The following is a 17,693-nucleotide window of genomic DNA, read 5'->3' on the forward strand; positions in this document are numbered from 1 at the left end:
TGACGCTTGATGGGTGCGAAAGTTGCGGTTAGCCCAGTTGCGCCATGGGGGTCCTGGCGGAGATGTGCTCCACCAATTCACCTACGCGCTCCTCGGTGTAGTTGCGGGCGATGTCGCCCTGGCTGATGATGCCCACCAACTTGTGGTCGGTGATGACCGGAAGGCGCCGGATCTGGTGCTTTTCCATCAGGTCGATGGCGGCATCGACGCTGGCATCTGCATCGATCCAGATCGGCGTGCCCTGGGCGAGATCTGCCGCGGTCAGCCGGTCAGCATCCAGTCCCTCAGCAACGCACTTGACCACAATGTCGCGGTCAGTGATGAATCCTTTGAGTTTTCCATCGTTGCCGCAGATCGGCAGCGAACCGACGTCCAGATCGCGCATCAGGACAGCCGCGTCACGCAGCGACTGCTCTTCCTTGACGCACTGGGCATTGGTGGACATGAATTCGCGCACAACACTCATGAGTCCTCCTTGATCGATTGGGTATCGACGCGGACCCCCGGCACCGACGCCGATGCTGTCAGCCTACGCTTGGGCTTTGGCTGTGGCCAGATGCTGTTTGCTCCCGCCGGATTTACTCGGCGATGTCCTCGGCCCACAGTTCCGGATTCTCTTCCTGGAACGTGCGCATCATGTCCACGCACCGCTGGTCATCGAGGACCACCACCTCCACGCCCCTGGACCGCAGCAGCTCGAATTCGCCGTCGAAGGTGCGGGCCTCCCCCACCACCACACGCGGGATTTTGAACTGGATGATGGTGCCCGTGCACATGGCACACGGCGCGAGGGTCGTATAGAGGGTTGTGTCCCGGTAGCTCTTCTGCCGGCCCGCTGCGCGGAGAGCCGACATTTCTCCGTGCGCGATGGGATCGCCGTTTTGGACGCGTTCGTTGTGCCCGCTCGCGATCACCACGCCACCACGCGCGAGTGCTGCGCCGATGGGAATGCCGCCTTCGCGAAGGCCCTTTTGGGCTGCCTGGTACGCGGCTTCGAAGGCGGGGTCTTGGGAGGTTGGGGCGTCTGACGGGGTCATTCGGAGCCTGCTTTCCGGGTAGTGGGGATCTTCCGCTACTTGTTCTATAACTTATATAATAAAGACGGAGGTGTGAGGGATGATCCTCAACATAGACCTAGCCAGCGACGTGCCGATCTACCAGCAGCTGCGGGACCAGATCGTGGAGGCGATCGCCGACGGCGTGCTGGCCGAGGGCAGCTCGTTGCCGGCCACCAGGACGCTCGCCGCGGACTTCGGGATCAATTTCCACACCGTGAACAAAGCCTATGACCTGTTGCGCCAGCAAGGCCTGATCCAGCTCAACCGAAAGACCGGCGCGGTGGTGACCCCGATGGTCGCGGACCCGCCGTTCGGCGCGGAATGGGCCGGGAGGGCACGGACCCTGCTGGCCGAAGCCGTCGCGAGGGGACTATCGGCCGACGAAGTTCTCAAGTCCTGCCGGTCGATACTCGATTCATTTGGAACCACGCAGCCAGAGGAAACACCATGACCGTTGCCATTGTCCTGAGCTCCGCGTTGGCGGCACTGGTGCTCGCCATCGCGCTGGTCCTGCCCGCGATCAACAGCCCGACGGTTCCCTTCGGGGTCCGCGTACCGGCCCAGCGTGCCGACGACCCGACCGTTGTCAGGCAGACCCGCATCTATCGTTGGAGGGTTCTCCTGAGCGGGATCGTCGCCATCGGGGTCTGCCTTGCCATTTACGGAATGACAGGCGAAACGTTGCTACTGCCGCTCTCGGTGCTGGTGCTCGTCGGCTTCTGGTACGGCTGCTTCTTCCTGGCCAACCACGAAATCCGGGCCGCCAAGGCCGCCGGAGGTTGGTATGAGGGCGTGCACCAAGTCATCGCGGTGGACACCGAATTGCGGACCGATCCACCGCGTTTTCCCTGGCTCTGGCTGGCGCCGGCGTTGATCATCACTATCGCCACTGTTGTGATCGGCGTGATCAGCTACCCGTCCATGCCCGATGTGCTCGCGGTGCACTACGGTGCGAAAGGCATGCCCAACCGATTGGCCGCCAAATCGATCGGCACCGCCTTTTCGCTGGTATTCGTGCAAATCGGCGTGACCGCACTGCTCGTGGGTATCGCGGCGGCGATCCTCTTCCGCAGCCGGCCCGACATCGACCCGGCGCACCCGGCAGGCTCCGCGCACTGGCACCGCCGCTATATGTTGCTGGGTGCCAAAGCACTCCTCGGATTGCTCGCGATGATCGACCTGGCGATGCTGGGATCATCGTTGCTGATGTGGACGGGAACGGTCACGCCGTGGGCGCCGCTCGTGGTCGCGCTCCCGATCCTGGCCGCCGTCGCGGTAGCAGTCGTTGTCTTCGCCAGGAACAACCGCGCACGGGACGAGGGCGAGGAGGACACCGGACTGACCCACCGGGAGGACGACCAATACTGGCGGAGCGGCTTGTTCTACGTCAACCGCGAAGACCACGCGCTGATGGTTCCGCGCCGCTTCGGTCTGGGATGGACCCTCAACTTCGGCAATCCAAGGGCAGCGATGCTCCTGGCCGGCGTGGTCGCGCTGATCGGCCTGGTGATCACTCTCCGTCTCGGCGGCTGAGTCCCTCTGCCAGGCTGCCTTACTGTCGGAGCGCACTGATAGCTTGGCTTCATCAGCTCAACGGTCTGGGGGCACGGTGTTTTTTCTCGATTCAGTAGATGCAAGGCAACCGCAGGATTTGGTGTTTTCCGCCAGCGACCTCGTGACGGCCTCCACGTGCGAGTACCAGTTGCTGCGCAAGTTGGACGAGAAGCTGGGCCGCTCGCAGAAGCCGGCCTTCGACGTCGACGAAATGCTGGAACGGACCGCCGCGCTGGGCGACGTTCACGAGCACGGGGTGCTGGACCGTTTCGTGGCCGAGTTCGGCACCTGGGATCCGCTGGCGCGCACTGGCGTGTTCGACGTCGTTCCCGCCAAAGCGATGGACCGCGCCACCCTGCAAGCCAAGCATGCGGAATCCATCGAGGCGTTGCGATCCGGCGCGGATGTGGTCTTCCAGGCGGCATTCTTCGACGGTCAGTTTCACGGACGGTCCGATTTCCTCGTCAAACAGCCGGACGGCAGCTACGCGGTCTACGACACCAAGCTCGCCCGCCACGCCAAGGTCACTGCGCTGTTGCAACTGGCTGCCTACGGCGAACAGCTGCTCAAGGCGGGAATCACTCCGGCCCCGGATCTGACCCTTGTCCTCGGGGCTACCATCCAGCGGGACCTTGCTGGATCGGACGGCCGTGGCGGCTTCGACTATGTGCACAGCGACCACCGGCTCGCCGATGTCCTGCCGGTGTTCCGTGAACGCCGGGACCGATTCCTCGCATTGACGGACGCGCACCGATCGCGCTTGGAGGCTATCCAATGGGGCGCGCCCGGAGTCACGGCGTGCGGTCGCTGCGACTACTGCAAAGAACAAGTGCGCCTCCACCGGGATCTGCTGATGGTGGCGGGGATGAGAATCAGCCGGCGCAAGAAGCTCATGGAAAACGGTATCTTCACCATCGACGCCCTTGCTGAGATGCCCGACGCCGCGGATTCCGCCACACGTCGTCTGCAGGAACAAGCCCGACTGCAAACCGGAACAGCCACACCCGATGGCACAGTCAATTACACCGACAAGACGGGCACAGCGAAGAGCATCAGCTATTCCGTTCTGGAGTCCAACTCCCTGGCCCGGCTCCCCCGGCCCGACGCGGGAGACATCTTCTTTGACTTCGAAGGAGACCCCCTGTGGCAAGACCCCGTAACCGGCCGCTGGGGACTGGAGTACTTGTTCGGGGTTATCGAAAATCCGACCGAGCCGGGCGAATCTCCGGTGTTCAAACCGTTCTGGGCACATTCCCGGGCTCAGGAACGGCAGGCGTTCGTCGAGTTCCTCGAGTACGTGGAAGAACGCCGCATGAAGTATCCGGATATGCGGATCTACCACTACGCTGCCTACGAGAAAACCGCGCTGCGGAACCTGTCGGTCATCCACACTGTGGGCGAAGCCGCCGTGGACAACCTCCTCCGCGAAGGCGTGCTGGTGGACCTCTACGACACCGTGCGGCACAGCATCCGCATCTCTGAGGACTCGTACAGCATCAAGAAACTCGAGCCCCTGTATATGGGCAAGCATTTGCGTTCGGGCGAAGTGACCGACGCCGGAGCCTCCGTGGTTGCCTACGCCAACTACTGCACGGCCCGGGACGCGAACCGCGAGGATGAAGCGGCAACGATCCTGGCGGGTATTTCCGACTACAACGAATACGACTGCCTCTCCACTCTCGAACTGCGGAATTGGCTGCTGGGCCTGGCAGCGGAACGCTCCATTGAACCCGGTTTTCCGGTTCCTTCGGGACCCGAGCTACCCGCGGAGACTGAGCCGGACAAGTACGAGGCCGCGCCGGAGGAAACAGCCCTCCTCGACTACCTTGCGGACTTGCCGGACGATTCCCTCCGCTCCGACGACAACCGGGCGGTGGCCATGGTGGCGGCCGCGGTCGGCTTTCACCGGCGTGAGGACAAGCAATTCTGGTGGGGACACTTCGACCGCCTGGACCGGCCCGTCTCCGAATGGGAAGACACGAGGGACTGCTTCATCGTGGAAGGCGGCGAAGTGGTGCGTGACTGGGGCATACTGCCTGGAAAGCGGAACCCCTCAAGGGATGTGCTGTTCTTCGGCCGCGCAGCCGAAGGATCAGGCTTCGGATCCGGTAAGACGTACTTCCGGATGTACGGTCCACCCGTGCCGGAGGCGTTCGACGGCAAGGCATTTAGTGCCCAGGGCAGGTCAGGAGCAGGGGGAACCGAAATCCTGGAGGTCGGCGGTTACGGCCCTGCTGACGGAGCCGGAGAGGACCAAGCTGCCAAGGAAGCCGGCGATACAGTTCTGGTCCGGGAGATCCTGCCCAGCAAAACGTCCCCTTTCCAGCAGCTGCCCATGGCACTCACGCCGGATGCTCCCGTCAACACAAAAGGTCAGCGCGCGGCCCTCTCGGAACTGGCCATCGAGGTACGCTCCAGTCTGCCGTCATGGCCGAAGGACCCGGCTTTGGACCTGCTGCGTCGCATCCCGCCCCGGCTGAAAAGCCTTGGGGCCCTGCCCGTGGTCGAGCCCGGAGACGATGGGTATGTCAATGCCGTGACAGCCGCTGTCAACAACCTCGACCATTCCTACGTCGCAGTCCAAGGCCCTCCCGGCACGGGGAAGACCTATGTCGGCTCACGCGTCGTGGCCCGATTGGTGGCGAAAGGTTGGAAGGTCGGGGTAGTGGGCCAATCGAACGCCATGATTGAGAACATGCTTTGCACGGCAATTGAGGCCGGGGTGAATCCCGACGTTGTCGCCAAGGATATGAAGCACGATGGCGACGTGCCGTGGAGCCGGCGCAAGGACAAGGACGTCGCCCGCCTCCTCGCCGCACCAGGCGGTTGCCTCATCGGCGGCACTGCCTGGGTTATGACGGGAAGCTCCGTGCCCGCCGGATCCCTGGACTTGCTCGTCATCGACGAAGCCGGTCAGTTCTCCCTCGCCAACACCCTCGCCGTGAGCCGGGCAACAAAGAGACTCCTGCTCCTCGGCGACCCCCAGCAACTTCCCCAAGTCACCCAAGGCAAGCACCCCGAACCGGTCGATGAGTCTGCACTCGGCTGGCTGGCCCACGGTCTGCACACGCTGCCCGCGGAGCTCGGCTACTTCCTGGCGACGTCGTGGCGCATGCACCCGGATTTGTGCGCTGCGGTGTCTGAACTGTCTTACGATGGTCGGCTGCATTCGGCACCGGCTGCCTCCGGGCGGCGGCTCTCCGGAGTTCGGGCCGGCGTCGAGTGCGTTTACGTCCCGCACAGCGGAAATTCCACCCAGTCTCCGGAAGAAGCTGCGGAGGTAGTCCGCCAAGTCAGGGCACACCTTGGCCCGGCTTGGCTGGACCCTCGCGAATCACCCGAGGAGCGGCCGCTGCTTGAAAAGGACATCCTCGTAGTGGCTGCCTATAACGCCCAGGTGCAGCTCATCCAGCACGAACTGAGAGCGGCTGGACTTCGCGGCGTGCGGGTGGGGACCGTGGACAAGTTCCAGGGCCAGGAAGCTCCCGTGGTGATCGTCTCCATGGCTGCGTCCGCTGCCGCCGAGGTACCGCGCGGCATGGAGTTCCTGCTCTCGCGCAACCGAATCAATGTGGCGGTGTCGCGCGGTCAGTGGCGCGCCGTCGTCGTACGCTCACCGGAGCTGACCAACTACCTGCCCACCCAACCGGAAGGGCTGGAGCACCTGGGCGGTTTTGTGGGACTGTGCCAGCGTGGCAACCCAACTGACTCGCATTAGTTGTCGTTATGCGGCTCCAAAACGACAACAACTGCGAGCTAGTTGGGCAACCCCAGCGCTTCATCCAGTACGGCACCGAAGTTCGCTGCGTCGTGGGCGAAGCGGCCTAGGAAAAGTCCGGACACACCCCGCAGTTCAGGCAGGAGCCCCGGCTTGGCCGAGCCACCGTAAATGATCGGCAGCCCGGCGAGGCCATGTTCGGCGAGCAAGTCCCGGAGACGGGCGACGACGTCGGACACGTAAGCCGCGCCGGCTGGCTCGGTAGCACCGATGGCCCAAACCGGTTCGTACGCGATAACCAAACGAGCCGCCGTCGCCCAGTCGTCCCGGACGGCGACAGAGATCTGCCGGAACACGAACGACGCCGACACCGCCGGATCGGCAACGGCCTCCTCGCCGACACACAACAGCGGGGTCAACCCTGCATCCAACGCGGCCCGGACCTTCAATGCGACCACGGCGTCGTCCTCGGCGAAGTGCCGGCGTCGTTCCGCGTGTCCGATCTCCACGAGCCGCACACCCAACTCGGCCAGCAGGGACGGTGACACTTCACCCGTCCACGGACCCTCAGCCCAGCCACAGTTCTGCGCGCCCAGGAGAAGCGAAGAACCTTCCAGAATCCGGACCGCGTCGGGCAATATGGGGAACGACGGGATCACAAACGGGACCACCCGCCCGGCCACAAGGGCCGGACGGGCGTCCACTTCACTTCGCAGTTGCTCCAGCCAAGACAGGCTGTGGCGGTAGCCCATGTACATCTTGGTGCTGACCCCGATGTACAACGGGCTACTTGCCCAGGAGATCGTCGGCCTTGTTCCTGAATGCCCGGGTGCCATACATCATGGCGGCCGCCAGGAAGGGCAGAATTCCGAGCGCGTAAACCCCGGCCGATCCGGTGGGGTCTGCCGTGGCGCTGTTGACCGCGGTCCGCAGGATCGGAGCCACGAAACCGCCCAGGTTGCCCAGCGAGTTGATCAGGCCGATGCCGGCCGCGGCTGCGGACCCGGCAAGGAATGCCGTGGGGTAGGCCCAGACGACCGGCCCGACGGCGAGGAAGCTGCATACCGCGAGGGTGATGAAGACCATCCCCAGCACCGGTTGGTGGTTGGTCCCGGCCCAAGCCGAACCCAGGATGCACAGACCTGTCGATACGAACAGCACCGTGCCGAACATGCGGCGCTTGGCGACGGTGTTGGCTGCCCGACCGATCAGGTAGCAGGCGAAGATACCGAAGAACCACGGAACCGCGATCAGCAGGCCGACAGCGAGCCCCACCTTTTGGCCCGTCAGCGAAGAAACCTGCTGCGGGAGGAAGAAGGTGACGCCGTAAACGGCGATCTGCAGGCAGAAATAGATGAGGGTGAAGTACCAGACGCGACCGTTGCGCATCGCCGCAAACACGCCCCGCGGCCCGGTTTCATCCTTGACAGTGTCCTCCTGAGTCATGATCTCCTTGAGCGCGAACTTCTCGTCGACGTTAAGGAACTTGGCCTTCTCCGGGCCGTTGATCAGGAAGAAGAACGCCGCAATGCCGGCGAGCACGGCCAGGATGCCCTCGGTGAAGAACATGACCTGCCAGCCGCGGACGCCCGGAAGCTGGTCGCCGATATTGATGAGCCAGCCCGAGAGGGGGTTGCCGATCATCTGGGAGAACGGCTGGGCGAGGTAGAAGACCGCGAACATCTGCACGCGCACCTTGTTCGGGAACCACTCGGCCAGGTACATGATGACGCCAGGGAACAGGCCCGCCTCGGTCACGCCGAGCAGGAACCGCAGGATCACGAAGGACGTCTCACCCTGCACGAACGCAAAGCAGGCCGAGACGATGCCCCAGGTGATGGCAATACGGGCAAGCCAGATCTTCGCACCGACCTTCTTGAGCAGCAGGTTGCTGGGGATTTCAAAGATCGCGTAACCGATGAAGAAAATACCGGCACCGAGCGCGAACGCCCCGGCCGAGACGCCTTTGTCAGCGCCGAGCGCAGCTTCGGCGAAACCGACGTTGGTGCGGTCGAGGAAGGAGACCACATAGAGGATGACCAGCATCGGCATGAGCCGGGTGGCAGCCTTGCGGATCGCCGATTTCAGGACCGGCGAATCCAGCATCTCCTTCGTGGATGAAGTGGCAAGGGACATCGAAACTCCTCGTTGAGTAATGACAGTTGAGTAATCAGTGTTGGGTAGTCAGGTTTCAGGCATTCCGGATTAGTGCATGTACAAGCCGCCGTCGACATTCAGCGTCTGGCCCGAGATGTAGCCGGAGTCTTCGCTGATGAGGAAGGCGATGGCGGCGGCGATATCCCGGGTGGAGCCCACGCGGTTCACCACGAGGTCCTTGGTGAGTTCGTCCTTGCGTTCCTCGCTGAGGGTGCCGCCCATGATGTCGGTGTCGATCGGGCCGGGAGATATGGCGTTGACGGTGATGTCGTACTCGCCCAGTTCGCGGGCGGTGGCGCGGGTCAGCCCGATGACGCCGGCCTTGGCCACCGAGTACGGGGTCTTCGAGAACGTCCCGCCGCCGCGCTGCGCGGAAACCGAGGAGATGTTCACGATGCGTCCGATGCGGTTCTTGACCATTGACTCGGCCACGCGGCGGGTGGCGTAGTGGACGCCGTTGAGGTTGATGCTCAGGACACGGTTCCACTCGGCCGGCTCGAGTTCCAGGTACGGAATCGGTGAACTGACGCCGGCAACGTTGGCCAGGGCTACGATCTGCGGCAACTCGGCCTCGAGCGTGTCGATCGCCGAGCGCACGGATGCTTCATCGGCCACGTTGGCGCCCACGCCATAGGCCTGCACGCCATATTCGGCGGCGATTTCCTTGGCGGTGCTCTTGCAGAGGGCGTCGTCGAGGTCGATGATGCCGATGTTCCAGCCCTGCGCTGCAAGGTAGTTGACGGTTGCCCGGCCGATGCCGCGCTCGGAGACGGCGCCGGTGACGATCGCGGTGCGTTCTGCGGGGAAGGTGTTCATGGGTATTCTCCTGTGAATGTCGGGACTAGTTGATGGGTGCCGGGCCGAGCTCGTCGAGGAGCTTCTGCATGGCCACGTAGGCCTTGTTCCGGTAAGCGATGAGTTCGGGCGTGCGTTCCGCAGGGACGTTGAGGAAGCCTGCCCCGGTCTTGGTCCCGAGCTTCCCCGCCTCCACGAGGTCGCTCAGGATCTTCGGGGTGGCGAAGCGTTCCGGGAATCCGGTCTGCAGGGACTTATAGCAGAAGTCGTAGACGTCCAGTCCGGCCATGTCCGCGATCGCGAATGGACCAAAGAACGGCAAACGGAAGCCGAACGTCGTACGGACCAGGGTGTCGACGTCGTCGGCTGTTGCGATCCCCTGCTCCACCAGCTGCGCAGCCTCGTGGAAGAGCGCGTACTGCAGCCGGTTGAGCACGAAACCGGTGACGTCCTTGACGACGGCGGTTTGCTTTCCGGCCGCGTGGACCAGTTCGCGGGAAGCAGCCACAGTCTCCGGCGTGGTGCCGGCGTGGGGAATGATCTCGACGCCGGGAATGAACGGCGACGGGTTGGAGAAGTGGACGCCCAGGAATCGCTCGGGAGCTGCGACGGCCTCGGCGAGAGCGGCAATGGAGATCGTGGAGGTGTTGGAGCCGATCAGCGCGTCCGGACGGGCGGCGGCGCTGATGCGGGCCAGGGTCTGGTGCTTGATGTCGAGGACCTCTGGGACGGCTTCTTCGATGAAGTCGGCGTCCGCCACGGCCTCTTCGATATCCTTGGCGGCCCACAGATTGGCCTTCAGGATTGCCGTGGAACCTTCAGGAAAGAGTCCAGCGGCCACGAATTCGTCCGACTCCACCAGCAGGCGGTCGTAGTTCTTCTGCGCGATTTCGGCGGACACATCCGCCAACGCCACGCGTGCCCCGCCGAGGGCCAGGACCTGCGCGATCCCGCCGCCCATGTAACCGGAGCCGACGACGGCGATCTTCCGGGCGGACGTCGTGCCCGCGGGGGTTTTCCGGGTTTCAGTCATGTCACACTGCCTTTGTGTAATCGGGCTCGTAGGAGCAAATGGCGTCCACCTTGGCGGCGGAAGGTGATGTTTCGTCGAAGTGGTGGCCCAGCCATTCGCCCACCAGTTTCTTGGCCAGTTCCAAGCCAATCACCCGCTGTCCCATGGTCAGGACCTGGGCGTTGTTGCTCAGGACCGAGCGCTCCACGGAGTAGCTGTCGTGCGCGGTGACGGCCCGGATTCCGGGGACTTTGTTGGCCGCGATGGCCACGCCCAGGCCCGTGCCGCAGATCAAGAGGGTACGGTCTGCTTCGCCCTCGGCAACTTTGCGCGCCGCGTCCACGGCAACGTGCGGGTAGGCGGTGGAGTCGTTGGCGCCGACGCCCACGTCCTGCACCGACGCCACCCGGGGATCGGCCTCAAGCAGCGCCATGAGTGCCTGCTTGTATTCGACGCCCGCTTCGTCATTGCCGACGACAATCCGCCAGCCCGCTGATGTGGTCATGATTGAACTCCGTTTCCTGCCGGGGGCGCCAGCTGTGAATCGATATGTTGTGAGATCCTCGCCGTGATGAGCCCGAAGGAGACCGCGCCAGGATCAGGGTGGCCCAAGCTCTTCTCCGCGAGCGGACGGGCCCGGCCCTTGAGCGGACGCAAACGCGCCGTCTCAGCTGCCGCGGACTCGGCCGCCGCAGCAGCTACCGCAAGGGCCCGGTCAACCGGGGCTCCGGCGTCGAACTCTGTGAGGAACGCGTCCCGGAACGGCAGCAGCGCGTCCACCATGGTCTTATCGCCGGGTTCGGCTTTGCCGAGCTCCGTGATCGCCGAAACGAACGCAGTGACGGCGGCCGCCGCGTCCTCGCCCGAGTAGCCCGTTTTATTGCCGAGCGCCTGCCCGGCCGCAATGATCGCCGAGCCCCACAGAGCGCCGGAGGTGCCGCCAGCACGTTCGCTCCAGGCCTCCCCCGCCGCCGTCAGGATCCGACCGACCGAGGCTCCGATTGCCGTTTCGGCTGCAGTGAAAGCCGCGTCCACGCCGCGTCGCATGCCGATGCCGTGGTCGCCGTCGCCGGCAATCGCGTCCAGCTTGCCGAGTTCTTCTTCATGCTCGACGACGACGTCCCGCACCTGGGCGAGCACGGCCACGGCCTGCCGGCCGAGTCCGGCAGCAGCCGCGGTGGGCTGCTCGACGTCGGACTCGTCCACCGCGGTGACGCTCCCTTGCTTGCGGAGCGGGCGGGGCGCGAGGTTGCCCTTGCGGAAAGCCGGGGTGTCCGCGGGTGCTGCCCAATACTGTTCGAGCTCCTCGTCCAGCCACAGCAGTGTCAGCGAGAGTCCGGACATGTCCAGGCTTGTCACGAGCTCGCCGCACTCGGGCTCGACCACCGTGAGTCCTGCTTTGCTGAGGAGCTTCTCGATCTTGCCGAAGAGCAGGAAGAGTTCGTCGTATTTGACGGTGCCGAGGCCGTTGACGATGGCCACCACTCGGTTTCCGGCGTCGTCCGGTTTGTCCTTGAGGAGCTTGGAGACAAGCAGCTCGGCGAGCTCGGAGGCGGTGGGCATTTTGTGTTCGGAGATGCCAGGCTCACCGTGGATGCCCAGGCCGAGGGACATCTGGCCCGCCGGAACGTGGAACAGCGGATCCGCGGCGCCCGGAAGGGTGCAACCGTCGAAGGCCACCCCCAGCGAGCGTGTGCGGTAGTTCGTCTTGATGGCCAACCGCTCGACGGCGTCGAGGTCCAGTCCCGCTTCGGCCGCGGCACCGGCGATCTTGAAGACCGTGAGGTCGCCCGCGATCCCCCGCCGCTTTTCGATCTGGTCCAACGGCGCGCTGGCGATGTCGTCGGTAACAGTCACGGTACGGGTCTCGATGCCTTCGGCGTTGAGCCGCAACTGTGCCTGGCCGAAGTGCAGCACGTCGCCGGCGTAGTTGCCATAGCTGAGCAGGACACCGCCACCGGCGTTGGCTGCCTTGGCCACCCGGTACACCTGGCCCGCCGCCGGGGAGGCGAACATGTTGCCGCACGCCGAGGCCGTTGCGAGGCCCGGTCCGACCAGTCCAGCGAAAGCAGGGTAGTGTCCCGAGCCGCCGCCCACCACCAGGGCGACCTGCCCGGTGGGGACTTCGGTGGACCGGACCACGCCGCCGTCCACCCGGGCAACGTAGCCGCGGTTGGCGGCGACGAATCCGTCCAGGGCATCGTCCGCGAAATCTGCGGGGTTGTCGAAAATCCTTGTCATGGTTCTAGACGCCAGCCAGTTGGGAGGATGCTGGCTGGATGGAGCCGGAGGGCTGCTGCCGGCCCTGGGCGACCTGGCTCTGGCCGAGGACGTAGTTCTCTGTCTTCGGAAGGACCTGTCGCCGGAGGTATTCCTGGTTGCTCGCCGTGACGCTGAGCCCGTCGCCGCCGTAGTGCTCGGTGCACAAGATGCCCTGGAAGCCCACCGAGAGCGCGAGTTTGAAGGCTTCGCGGTAGTTGATGAGGCCGCTCTCCATCGGCGCGGGCATGGTGATGTAGCTATCACGGGCGACGTCTTCGTCGCGGATGTAGTTCTTCATGTGCCAGTAGTTGGAGTACGGCAGGGTCTTGGCCACCATCTCGCGCCAGTCCTCGATGGGACGGTGGAGGCGGATGAGATTGCCAAGGTCCGGGTTGAGGCCAACGTTGTCCAGCCCGATGTCCTGCACCAGCTGGACCGAGGAATCGGCGGTGCCGAGGTAGGTGTCCTCGTACAGTTCCAGGGACAGGAGGATGCCGGCTTCCGCGGCGTGCTCACCGAGTTCCCGCAAGCGTGCGACCGCGTTGCTCCAGGCTTCCTTGTCCCCGACCGGATCCTTGTAGCCTTCCACCGTCCAGAACCACAGCTGCTTTTGCTGCTCGGCGGTGATGGCCTGGTGGAGTCCGAAGGAGACAACCTCGCAGCCCAATTCGGCTGCGGCGTCGATGGTTCGGTGGCTGTACGCCAGGTTCTCGGCCCAGTCGCGGGTGTGGATGATGCTGCGGCGGATGGCCGAGATGACCGGGATGCCAATGCCAACGTGCTCTGCGGTCTGTTTGAACTCGGTGAGGCGTTCCTTGCTGAGGTCGCCCGGGCGGACCCAGCTGTCGGTGAGGTCTGCGTTGGCAAATCCTGCGTCCTTGACTTCCTGCAGGACCTCGGCCCAAGCCGAAGCATCGGCGTCGTTGATGTGCTGTCCCGTGGCGTCAGTGCCGGGGAACTGGAGCAGGGCCGCGGTGATGGGCCAGGTTTCGGCGGTGTAGGCCATAGTTTTCACTCCTTCGTGGAATCCTGTTTCCTATAGGATTTACTATCTAAGCAAAACTGTCAACATATTTATTCGGACTTCCGCTGGCCGGCCCCGACTTTCCCGCACCCCTGCCCTGCGTCATCGAAGATCCTATATGTCTTACATATGTTTGTGAAGAGGGTCAGCGCTCCAGCGCAAGTTTGAGTGGCCTAGGAAAGAGACTTGCCGCCGCGCAGGGCCGAGGCAAAGGCGGCCACCAAGCACGCGGCAATGGCAAAGGCGAACGCCACGGCCAGCCCGTCGGCGAACGGGCCGGAAATCAGGCTCGGGAAGAAGGAGCGGCCGGTCAGGAACGCCGCGTCCTTGGCCGGGAGGGCGCTCAGCACTTTCGCTCCGAGCAGTGTCTGCACGGGGTTGTAGCCCAGTAGGGAGGAGAACAGCACAGACACCGGGGGCAATTGGGCGACCTTTGCGGCATCCGCGGCAGCCACCCCGTGCGCCGTCAGGCCCGAGGTCAGTGTCTGCGGCAGCGTCCTGGCCAGCCCGGTGATCATGAGCGAAAAGAAGATACCGATGGAGAGCACCATGGCCGAGTTTTGGAACGTCGTGCTCATGCCTGCGCCCACACCGCGGCGGTTGGGCGGCAACGCGTTCATGATGCCGGCCCGGTTGGGCGCGGCGAACAACCCCATGCCTAGGCCGTTGACCAACAATGCCAGCGAGAAGGGCACGTAGCTGAAGTTCACAGGCAGCACCAGCAGCCACAGGAAGCTGGCCGCTGCCACCACCATGCCCAAGGTGGCCAGCAATCTGGCCCCATGGCGGTCGGATAGCCAGCCGGAGACCGGGCCGGCGATCAAGAACCCCGCAGTAAGGGGCAGCATGTAGATCCCGGCCCAGAGCGGAGTGGTCTCAAAGCTGTAACCGTGCTGAGGTAGCCAGATCCCTTGCAGCCAGATGATCAGAATGAACATCAGGCCGCCCCGGCCGATGCCGGACATCAGGGAGGCCAGGTTTCCGGCGGTGAAGGCACGGATACGGAACAGCGCCAGATGGAACATGGGCTCGTCTATCCTCATCTCCACCCAGCAGAACACCCCCAGCACCGCGACGCCTCCTATCAGCGCGGCGAGCACCCATGGGTTGGTCCAGCCCATGGTGTTGCCGCCGTACGGTTGGATCCCATAGGTGATGCCTACCAGCACTGCGACCAGACCCACCGCGAAGGTTGCGTTGCCCCACCAGTCCAGTTTGGCGGGCTGCTTGATCCCGGTGTCATGCAGGCTCAGGTACGCCCAGACGGTGCCCGCAAGCCCCACCGGCACGGAAACAAGGAACACCAACCGCCAGTCCAGCGGACCCAGCAGCCCGCCGATGATGAGGCCGAGGAAGGACCCTGCGATGCCGGCCACCTGGTTCAGGCCCAATGCCAGGCCGCGCTGGTCGACCTCGAAGACATCGGTAATAATGGCCGTGGAATTGGCCATCAGCATGGCGCCGCCGACGCCCTGCAGGACCCGCATGATGATCAGCCAAAGGACGCCCGAGGTGCCGGAAAGCCACGTGAGGGACAGCAGCACGGAGAACACGGTGAAGATGGCGAAGCCGGCGTTGTACATTTTCACCCTGCCGTACATATCGCCGAGCCGGCCAAAGGTAACCACCAACACCGCCGTGACCACCATGTAGCCCATGACCAGCCACAACAGCATGCTGGTGTTGCCGGGAGCCAGCGGATCGACGTGGATGCCACGGAAAATGTCAGGCAGGGCAATCAGCATGATGGAGGAATTGATGGTCGCCATCAGCACACCCAGCGTGGCGTTGATCAAGACCGTCCACTTGTAGTGCGGGCTGGCAATCGCGCGCTCCATGCGGGCCTGGCGTTTGCCCCTGACGATTTGGGTCTTTGTTGCCATGACAACCACCCCTTCCCGGCCCGGGGACCGCTTCGGGATTGTTACTTCACTAAAACCCTAAACCCGGACGCTGCGCCGGGAACCACCCAGGGGCGACAACTTTGTTTCTCCCGGGGCGCCGCGTGCCAGACGGGAGCTCAGTCGGCGGGCGCGTCGGCAATGGCCCGGGCCCGGACCTTGTGCACATGGTCGGCCATGGCGGCTGCGGCCTGTTCCGGGTCACCGCCCGCCAGCGCTTCGAGCACGGCTTGGTGTTCCGCGATGGCCTGTTCTGCGTCGGTAATGCCCACTCCCCCGAACAGCCGGAACCGCTGGACCTGGCCCCCCAGCGCGGTGTAGGCGGCAAGCATGAACTGGTTGCCGGACTGCTCGGCGATCAGCTTATGGAAGCGCTCATCGGCATCGAGATAGTCCCGGAATTCCATGAAAGAGGGGCCCCGGGGAGCCGTCTCCAGGTCCTTCACGGCCCCTCGCAAATCCGCCAAACCCTCCGGAGTGATCCGGCTGCACGCCAGGCGGGCATTCACTGGCTCAATCGCTAGCCGGGCTTCCATGAGCTCCGCAAAATCTTCGCGCGTGAAAACCGGGGCCACCCTGTAACCCTTAAGGGCAACTCGGCGGACCATGCCTGTGTGCTCCAGCCTCGCCAGCGCCTCGCGCACGGGGGTCGGGGACACGTCCAATTCCCGCGCCGTGCCGTCGATGCTGACCGCGGCTCCTGGTTCGAGCCGGCCGTCCATGAGCCACGCGAGAAGTTCCTCGTAGACGTGGTCGGCGAGAACCTGGCGGCTGACGGGTCGGCCGGGGGCGCGGTCCCGTGAGGAAGCGAGTTTCATAGACAAATCCTATAGGAATGCTCACTTCGTGGCGGCTTGGCACGCTTTGTGGGATCCCTGAAGCCTCTCGCGCACGGTCGGCGCGTCGGATTCTGCTGGATCATTCCCTGCACACGAGGAAAATTCCCCGTGATTCCGGGGTCTCCGGAACCTGCCACCTCGAATGATCCAGCAGAATCCGTCGCCACGGCACGGAAATCCGGCAGGACGGTGGCCGCGAGAGGGTTAAACCGCGACGGCGGCACCTTTCTCAGGTGCCGCCGTCGGGGTTCGGGGGTTCTAGTTGGCGTAGAACGGGTAGTCGGTGTACCCCTTGGCGCCTTCACCGTAGAACGTGGACGGATCCGGCTCGTTGAGCGGGAGGCCCTCACGCCACCTACGCGCGAGGTCCGGGTTGGCGATGGCGGGTCGGCCGACCACGACGGCGTCGGCGTGACCGTCGGCCACAAGTGCCACGGCTTCATCCAGTGTGGTCACTTCACCGAAGCCGGTGTTCACCAGGAACGTGCCGTTGAAACGCTCGCGCAGGTCCTGGACAAGCTCACCCTTGGGATCATGGTGAAGAATGCTGAGGTAGGCGAGGTTGAGCGAGGCGATGGTGTCCACCAGGACTTCATAGGTGGCGCGGACATCGGCGGGGTCGGTCTCGGCGATCCCCTGGACCGAGTGCTCCGGGGAAATCCGGATGCCGACCCGGTTGGCACCCAAGGCTTCAACCACCGCGTTGACGGTCTCGATCACGAGGCGCGCACGGTTTTCCGGGGAGCCGCCGTAGCTGTCAGTGCGGACGTTGGTGTTGGGAGCCAGGAATTCGTGCAGCAGGTAACCATTCGCCGAGTGGAGTTCTACGCCGTCGAATCCTGCCTCGACCGCGTTCCTGGAAGCCGTGACGATTTCCTGAATCACCGAGGGAAGTTCATCGGTGCTCAGTTCGCGGGGCACCGGGTACGGCTTCTTGCCGTTCGGTGTGCGGACTTCGCCGTCGATGGCCACGGCACTGGGTGCCACGATCTCATGCCCGCCGGTGATGTCCGCGTGGGAGACGCGCCCACCGTGCATGACCTGGGCGAACATCCGGCCGCCTTCAGCATGGACGGCGTCGGTCACCTTCTTCCAGCCCGCGATCTGTTCCTCCGTGACGAGTCCGGGCTGCCCGGGGTAGGACTTGCCTGCCGGCGTCGGGTAGGTGCCCTCGCTGACGATCAGCCCGAGGGAGGCACGCTGCCGGTAGTGTTCCACAACCAGCGGGCCGGGAATGCCTTCAGCCCCTGATCGGACACGGGTCAGCGGCGCCATGACCAAGCGGTTGGGCAGTTCAATCTCGCCGAGAGTCAAAGGGGAAAACAACATGGGCAGTGCCTTTCAAACGGGAACAGGTCCACTGGCGGCAACTG

At 64.2% G+C, this 17,693-nt stretch carries 15 protein-coding genes; 3 read left to right on the forward strand and 12 right to left on the reverse strand.

Features of this window, described 5'->3' with window-relative positions; all coding sequences use genetic code 11:
- Nucleotides 1–28: 28 nt before the first annotated feature.
- Together ABD742_RS17525 and ABD742_RS17530 are read right to left on the reverse strand one after the other, a co-directional pair.
- A complete protein-coding gene (locus ABD742_RS17525) occupies nt 29–466 on the reverse strand; it encodes a CBS domain-containing protein (RefSeq protein ID WP_234753273.1) in 438 nt (145 codons plus the stop codon).
- Between the two features lie 112 nt (nt 467–578).
- Nucleotides 579–1,037 (reverse strand): nucleoside deaminase, encoded by a 459-nt coding sequence (locus ABD742_RS17530; protein ID WP_234753272.1) that lies wholly within the window; start codon nt 1,035–1,037, stop codon nt 579–581.
- Between the two features lie 79 nt (nt 1,038–1,116).
- Between ABD742_RS17530 and ABD742_RS17535 the strand changes: the two genes are divergently transcribed.
- From ABD742_RS17535 to ABD742_RS17545, 3 genes are all read left to right on the forward strand, one after another.
- Nucleotides 1,117–1,509: a GntR family transcriptional regulator gene (locus ABD742_RS17535; RefSeq protein WP_234753271.1), complete on the forward strand. Its 393-nt coding sequence runs from the start codon at nt 1,117–1,119 to the stop codon at nt 1,507–1,509.
- Nucleotides 1,506–2,591, forward strand: coding sequence for a DUF1648 domain-containing protein (locus ABD742_RS17540; protein WP_234753270.1), 1,086 nt, complete (start codon nt 1,506–1,508; stop codon nt 2,589–2,591). The genes ABD742_RS17535 and ABD742_RS17540 overlap by 4 nt, the downstream gene beginning before the upstream one ends.
- Before the next feature lie 76 nt (nt 2,592–2,667).
- On the forward strand, nt 2,668–6,330 hold the full coding sequence (locus ABD742_RS17545) for a TM0106 family RecB-like putative nuclease (RefSeq protein ID WP_234753269.1): 3,663 nt from the start codon (nt 2,668–2,670) through the stop codon (nt 6,328–6,330).
- A 38-nt stretch (nt 6,331–6,368) separates the two neighbouring features.
- Here ABD742_RS17545 and ABD742_RS17550 read toward each other — a convergent pair whose 3' ends face one another.
- The 10 genes from ABD742_RS17550 to ABD742_RS17595 all read right to left on the reverse strand — a co-directional run bounded on the left by ABD742_RS17550 (nt 6,369) and on the right by ABD742_RS17595 (nt 17,649).
- A complete protein-coding gene (locus tag ABD742_RS17550; RefSeq protein WP_234753268.1) occupies nt 6,369–7,166 on the reverse strand; it encodes a triose-phosphate isomerase family protein in 798 nt (265 codons plus the stop codon).
- Nucleotides 7,117–8,466, reverse strand: coding sequence for an MFS transporter (locus tag ABD742_RS17555; protein WP_234753267.1), 1,350 nt, complete (start codon nt 8,464–8,466; stop codon nt 7,117–7,119). The genes ABD742_RS17550 and ABD742_RS17555 overlap by 50 nt, the downstream gene beginning before the upstream one ends.
- A 69-nt stretch (nt 8,467–8,535) precedes the next feature.
- Entirely contained in the window at nt 8,536–9,303 is a 768-nt protein-coding gene (locus ABD742_RS17560; protein ID WP_234753266.1) for an SDR family NAD(P)-dependent oxidoreductase, read from the reverse strand.
- A 25-nt stretch (nt 9,304–9,328) separates the two neighbouring features.
- Complete coding sequence (locus ABD742_RS17565; RefSeq protein ID WP_234753265.1) at nt 9,329–10,315, reverse strand: 3-hydroxyacyl-CoA dehydrogenase family protein; 987 nt, start codon at nt 10,313–10,315, stop codon at nt 9,329–9,331.
- Nucleotide 10,316: 1 nt separating this feature from the next.
- On the reverse strand, nt 10,317–10,799 hold the full coding sequence (locus ABD742_RS17570; RefSeq protein WP_344788654.1) for a ribose-5-phosphate isomerase: 483 nt from the start codon (nt 10,797–10,799) through the stop codon (nt 10,317–10,319).
- Nucleotides 10,796–12,535 (reverse strand): dihydroxyacetone kinase subunit DhaL, encoded by a 1,740-nt coding sequence (gene dhaL, locus ABD742_RS17575; protein ID WP_234753263.1) that lies wholly within the window; start codon nt 12,533–12,535, stop codon nt 10,796–10,798. Before dhaL ends, ABD742_RS17570 begins: the two co-directional genes overlap by 4 nt.
- Before the next feature lie 4 nt (nt 12,536–12,539).
- Entirely contained in the window at nt 12,540–13,562 is a 1,023-nt protein-coding gene (locus ABD742_RS17580) for a sugar phosphate isomerase/epimerase family protein (protein WP_234753262.1), read from the reverse strand.
- Nucleotides 13,563–13,753: 191 nt separating this feature from the next.
- Nucleotides 13,754–15,463, reverse strand: a complete 1,710-nt coding sequence (locus tag ABD742_RS17585; RefSeq protein ID WP_234753261.1) for an MFS transporter — start codon at nt 15,461–15,463, stop codon at nt 13,754–13,756.
- A gap of 137 nt (nt 15,464–15,600) precedes the next feature.
- Nucleotides 15,601–16,299: a GntR family transcriptional regulator gene (locus tag ABD742_RS17590; RefSeq protein ID WP_234753260.1), complete on the reverse strand. Its 699-nt coding sequence runs from the start codon at nt 16,297–16,299 to the stop codon at nt 15,601–15,603.
- Nucleotides 16,300–16,578: 279 nt separating this feature from the next.
- Nucleotides 16,579–17,649: an alkene reductase gene (locus ABD742_RS17595; RefSeq protein WP_234753259.1), complete on the reverse strand. Its 1,071-nt coding sequence runs from the start codon at nt 17,647–17,649 to the stop codon at nt 16,579–16,581.
- Nucleotides 17,650–17,693 lie beyond the last annotated feature (44 nt).

This window comes from Arthrobacter ramosus (assembly GCF_039535095.1).
In the GTDB taxonomy this organism is placed as follows: domain Bacteria; phylum Actinomycetota; class Actinomycetes; order Actinomycetales; family Micrococcaceae; genus Arthrobacter; species Arthrobacter ramosus.

What these genes read in the sequence shown, in the direction of transcription:
- ABD742_RS17555 (WP_234753267.1), bottom strand. Translation starts at nt 8,466, where the DNA reads ATGTCCCTTGCCACTTCATCCACGAAGGAGATGCTGGATTCGCCGGTC.
- ABD742_RS17570 (WP_344788654.1), bottom strand. Translation starts at nt 10,799, where the DNA reads ATGACCACATCAGCGGGCTGGCGGATTGTCGTCGGCAATGACGAAGCG.
- ABD742_RS17565 (WP_234753265.1), bottom strand. Translation starts at nt 10,315, where the DNA reads ATGACTGAAACCCGGAAAACCCCCGCGGGCACGACGTCCGCCCGGAAG.
- ABD742_RS17540 (WP_234753270.1), top strand. Translation starts at nt 1,506, where the DNA reads ATGACCGTTGCCATTGTCCTGAGCTCCGCGTTGGCGGCACTGGTGCTC.
- ABD742_RS17525 (WP_234753273.1), bottom strand. Translation starts at nt 466, where the DNA reads ATGAGTGTTGTGCGCGAATTCATGTCCACCAATGCCCAGTGCGTCAAG.
- dhaL (WP_234753263.1), bottom strand. Translation starts at nt 12,535, where the DNA reads ATGACAAGGATTTTCGACAACCCCGCAGATTTCGCGGACGATGCCCTG.
- ABD742_RS17595 (WP_234753259.1), bottom strand. Translation starts at nt 17,649, where the DNA reads ATGTTGTTTTCCCCTTTGACTCTCGGCGAGATTGAACTGCCCAACCGC.
- ABD742_RS17530 (WP_234753272.1), bottom strand. Translation starts at nt 1,037, where the DNA reads ATGACCCCGTCAGACGCCCCAACCTCCCAAGACCCCGCCTTCGAAGCC.
- ABD742_RS17560 (WP_234753266.1), bottom strand. Translation starts at nt 9,303, where the DNA reads ATGAACACCTTCCCCGCAGAACGCACCGCGATCGTCACCGGCGCCGTC.
- ABD742_RS17550 (WP_234753268.1), bottom strand. Translation starts at nt 7,166, where the DNA reads ATGGCACCCGGGCATTCAGGAACAAGGCCGACGATCTCCTGGGCAAGT.
- ABD742_RS17535 (WP_234753271.1), top strand. Translation starts at nt 1,117, where the DNA reads ATGATCCTCAACATAGACCTAGCCAGCGACGTGCCGATCTACCAGCAG.
- ABD742_RS17590 (WP_234753260.1), bottom strand. Translation starts at nt 16,299, where the DNA reads ATGAAACTCGCTTCCTCACGGGACCGCGCCCCCGGCCGACCCGTCAGC.
- ABD742_RS17580 (WP_234753262.1), bottom strand. Translation starts at nt 13,562, where the DNA reads ATGGCCTACACCGCCGAAACCTGGCCCATCACCGCGGCCCTGCTCCAG.
- ABD742_RS17585 (WP_234753261.1), bottom strand. Translation starts at nt 15,463, where the DNA reads ATGGCAACAAAGACCCAAATCGTCAGGGGCAAACGCCAGGCCCGCATG.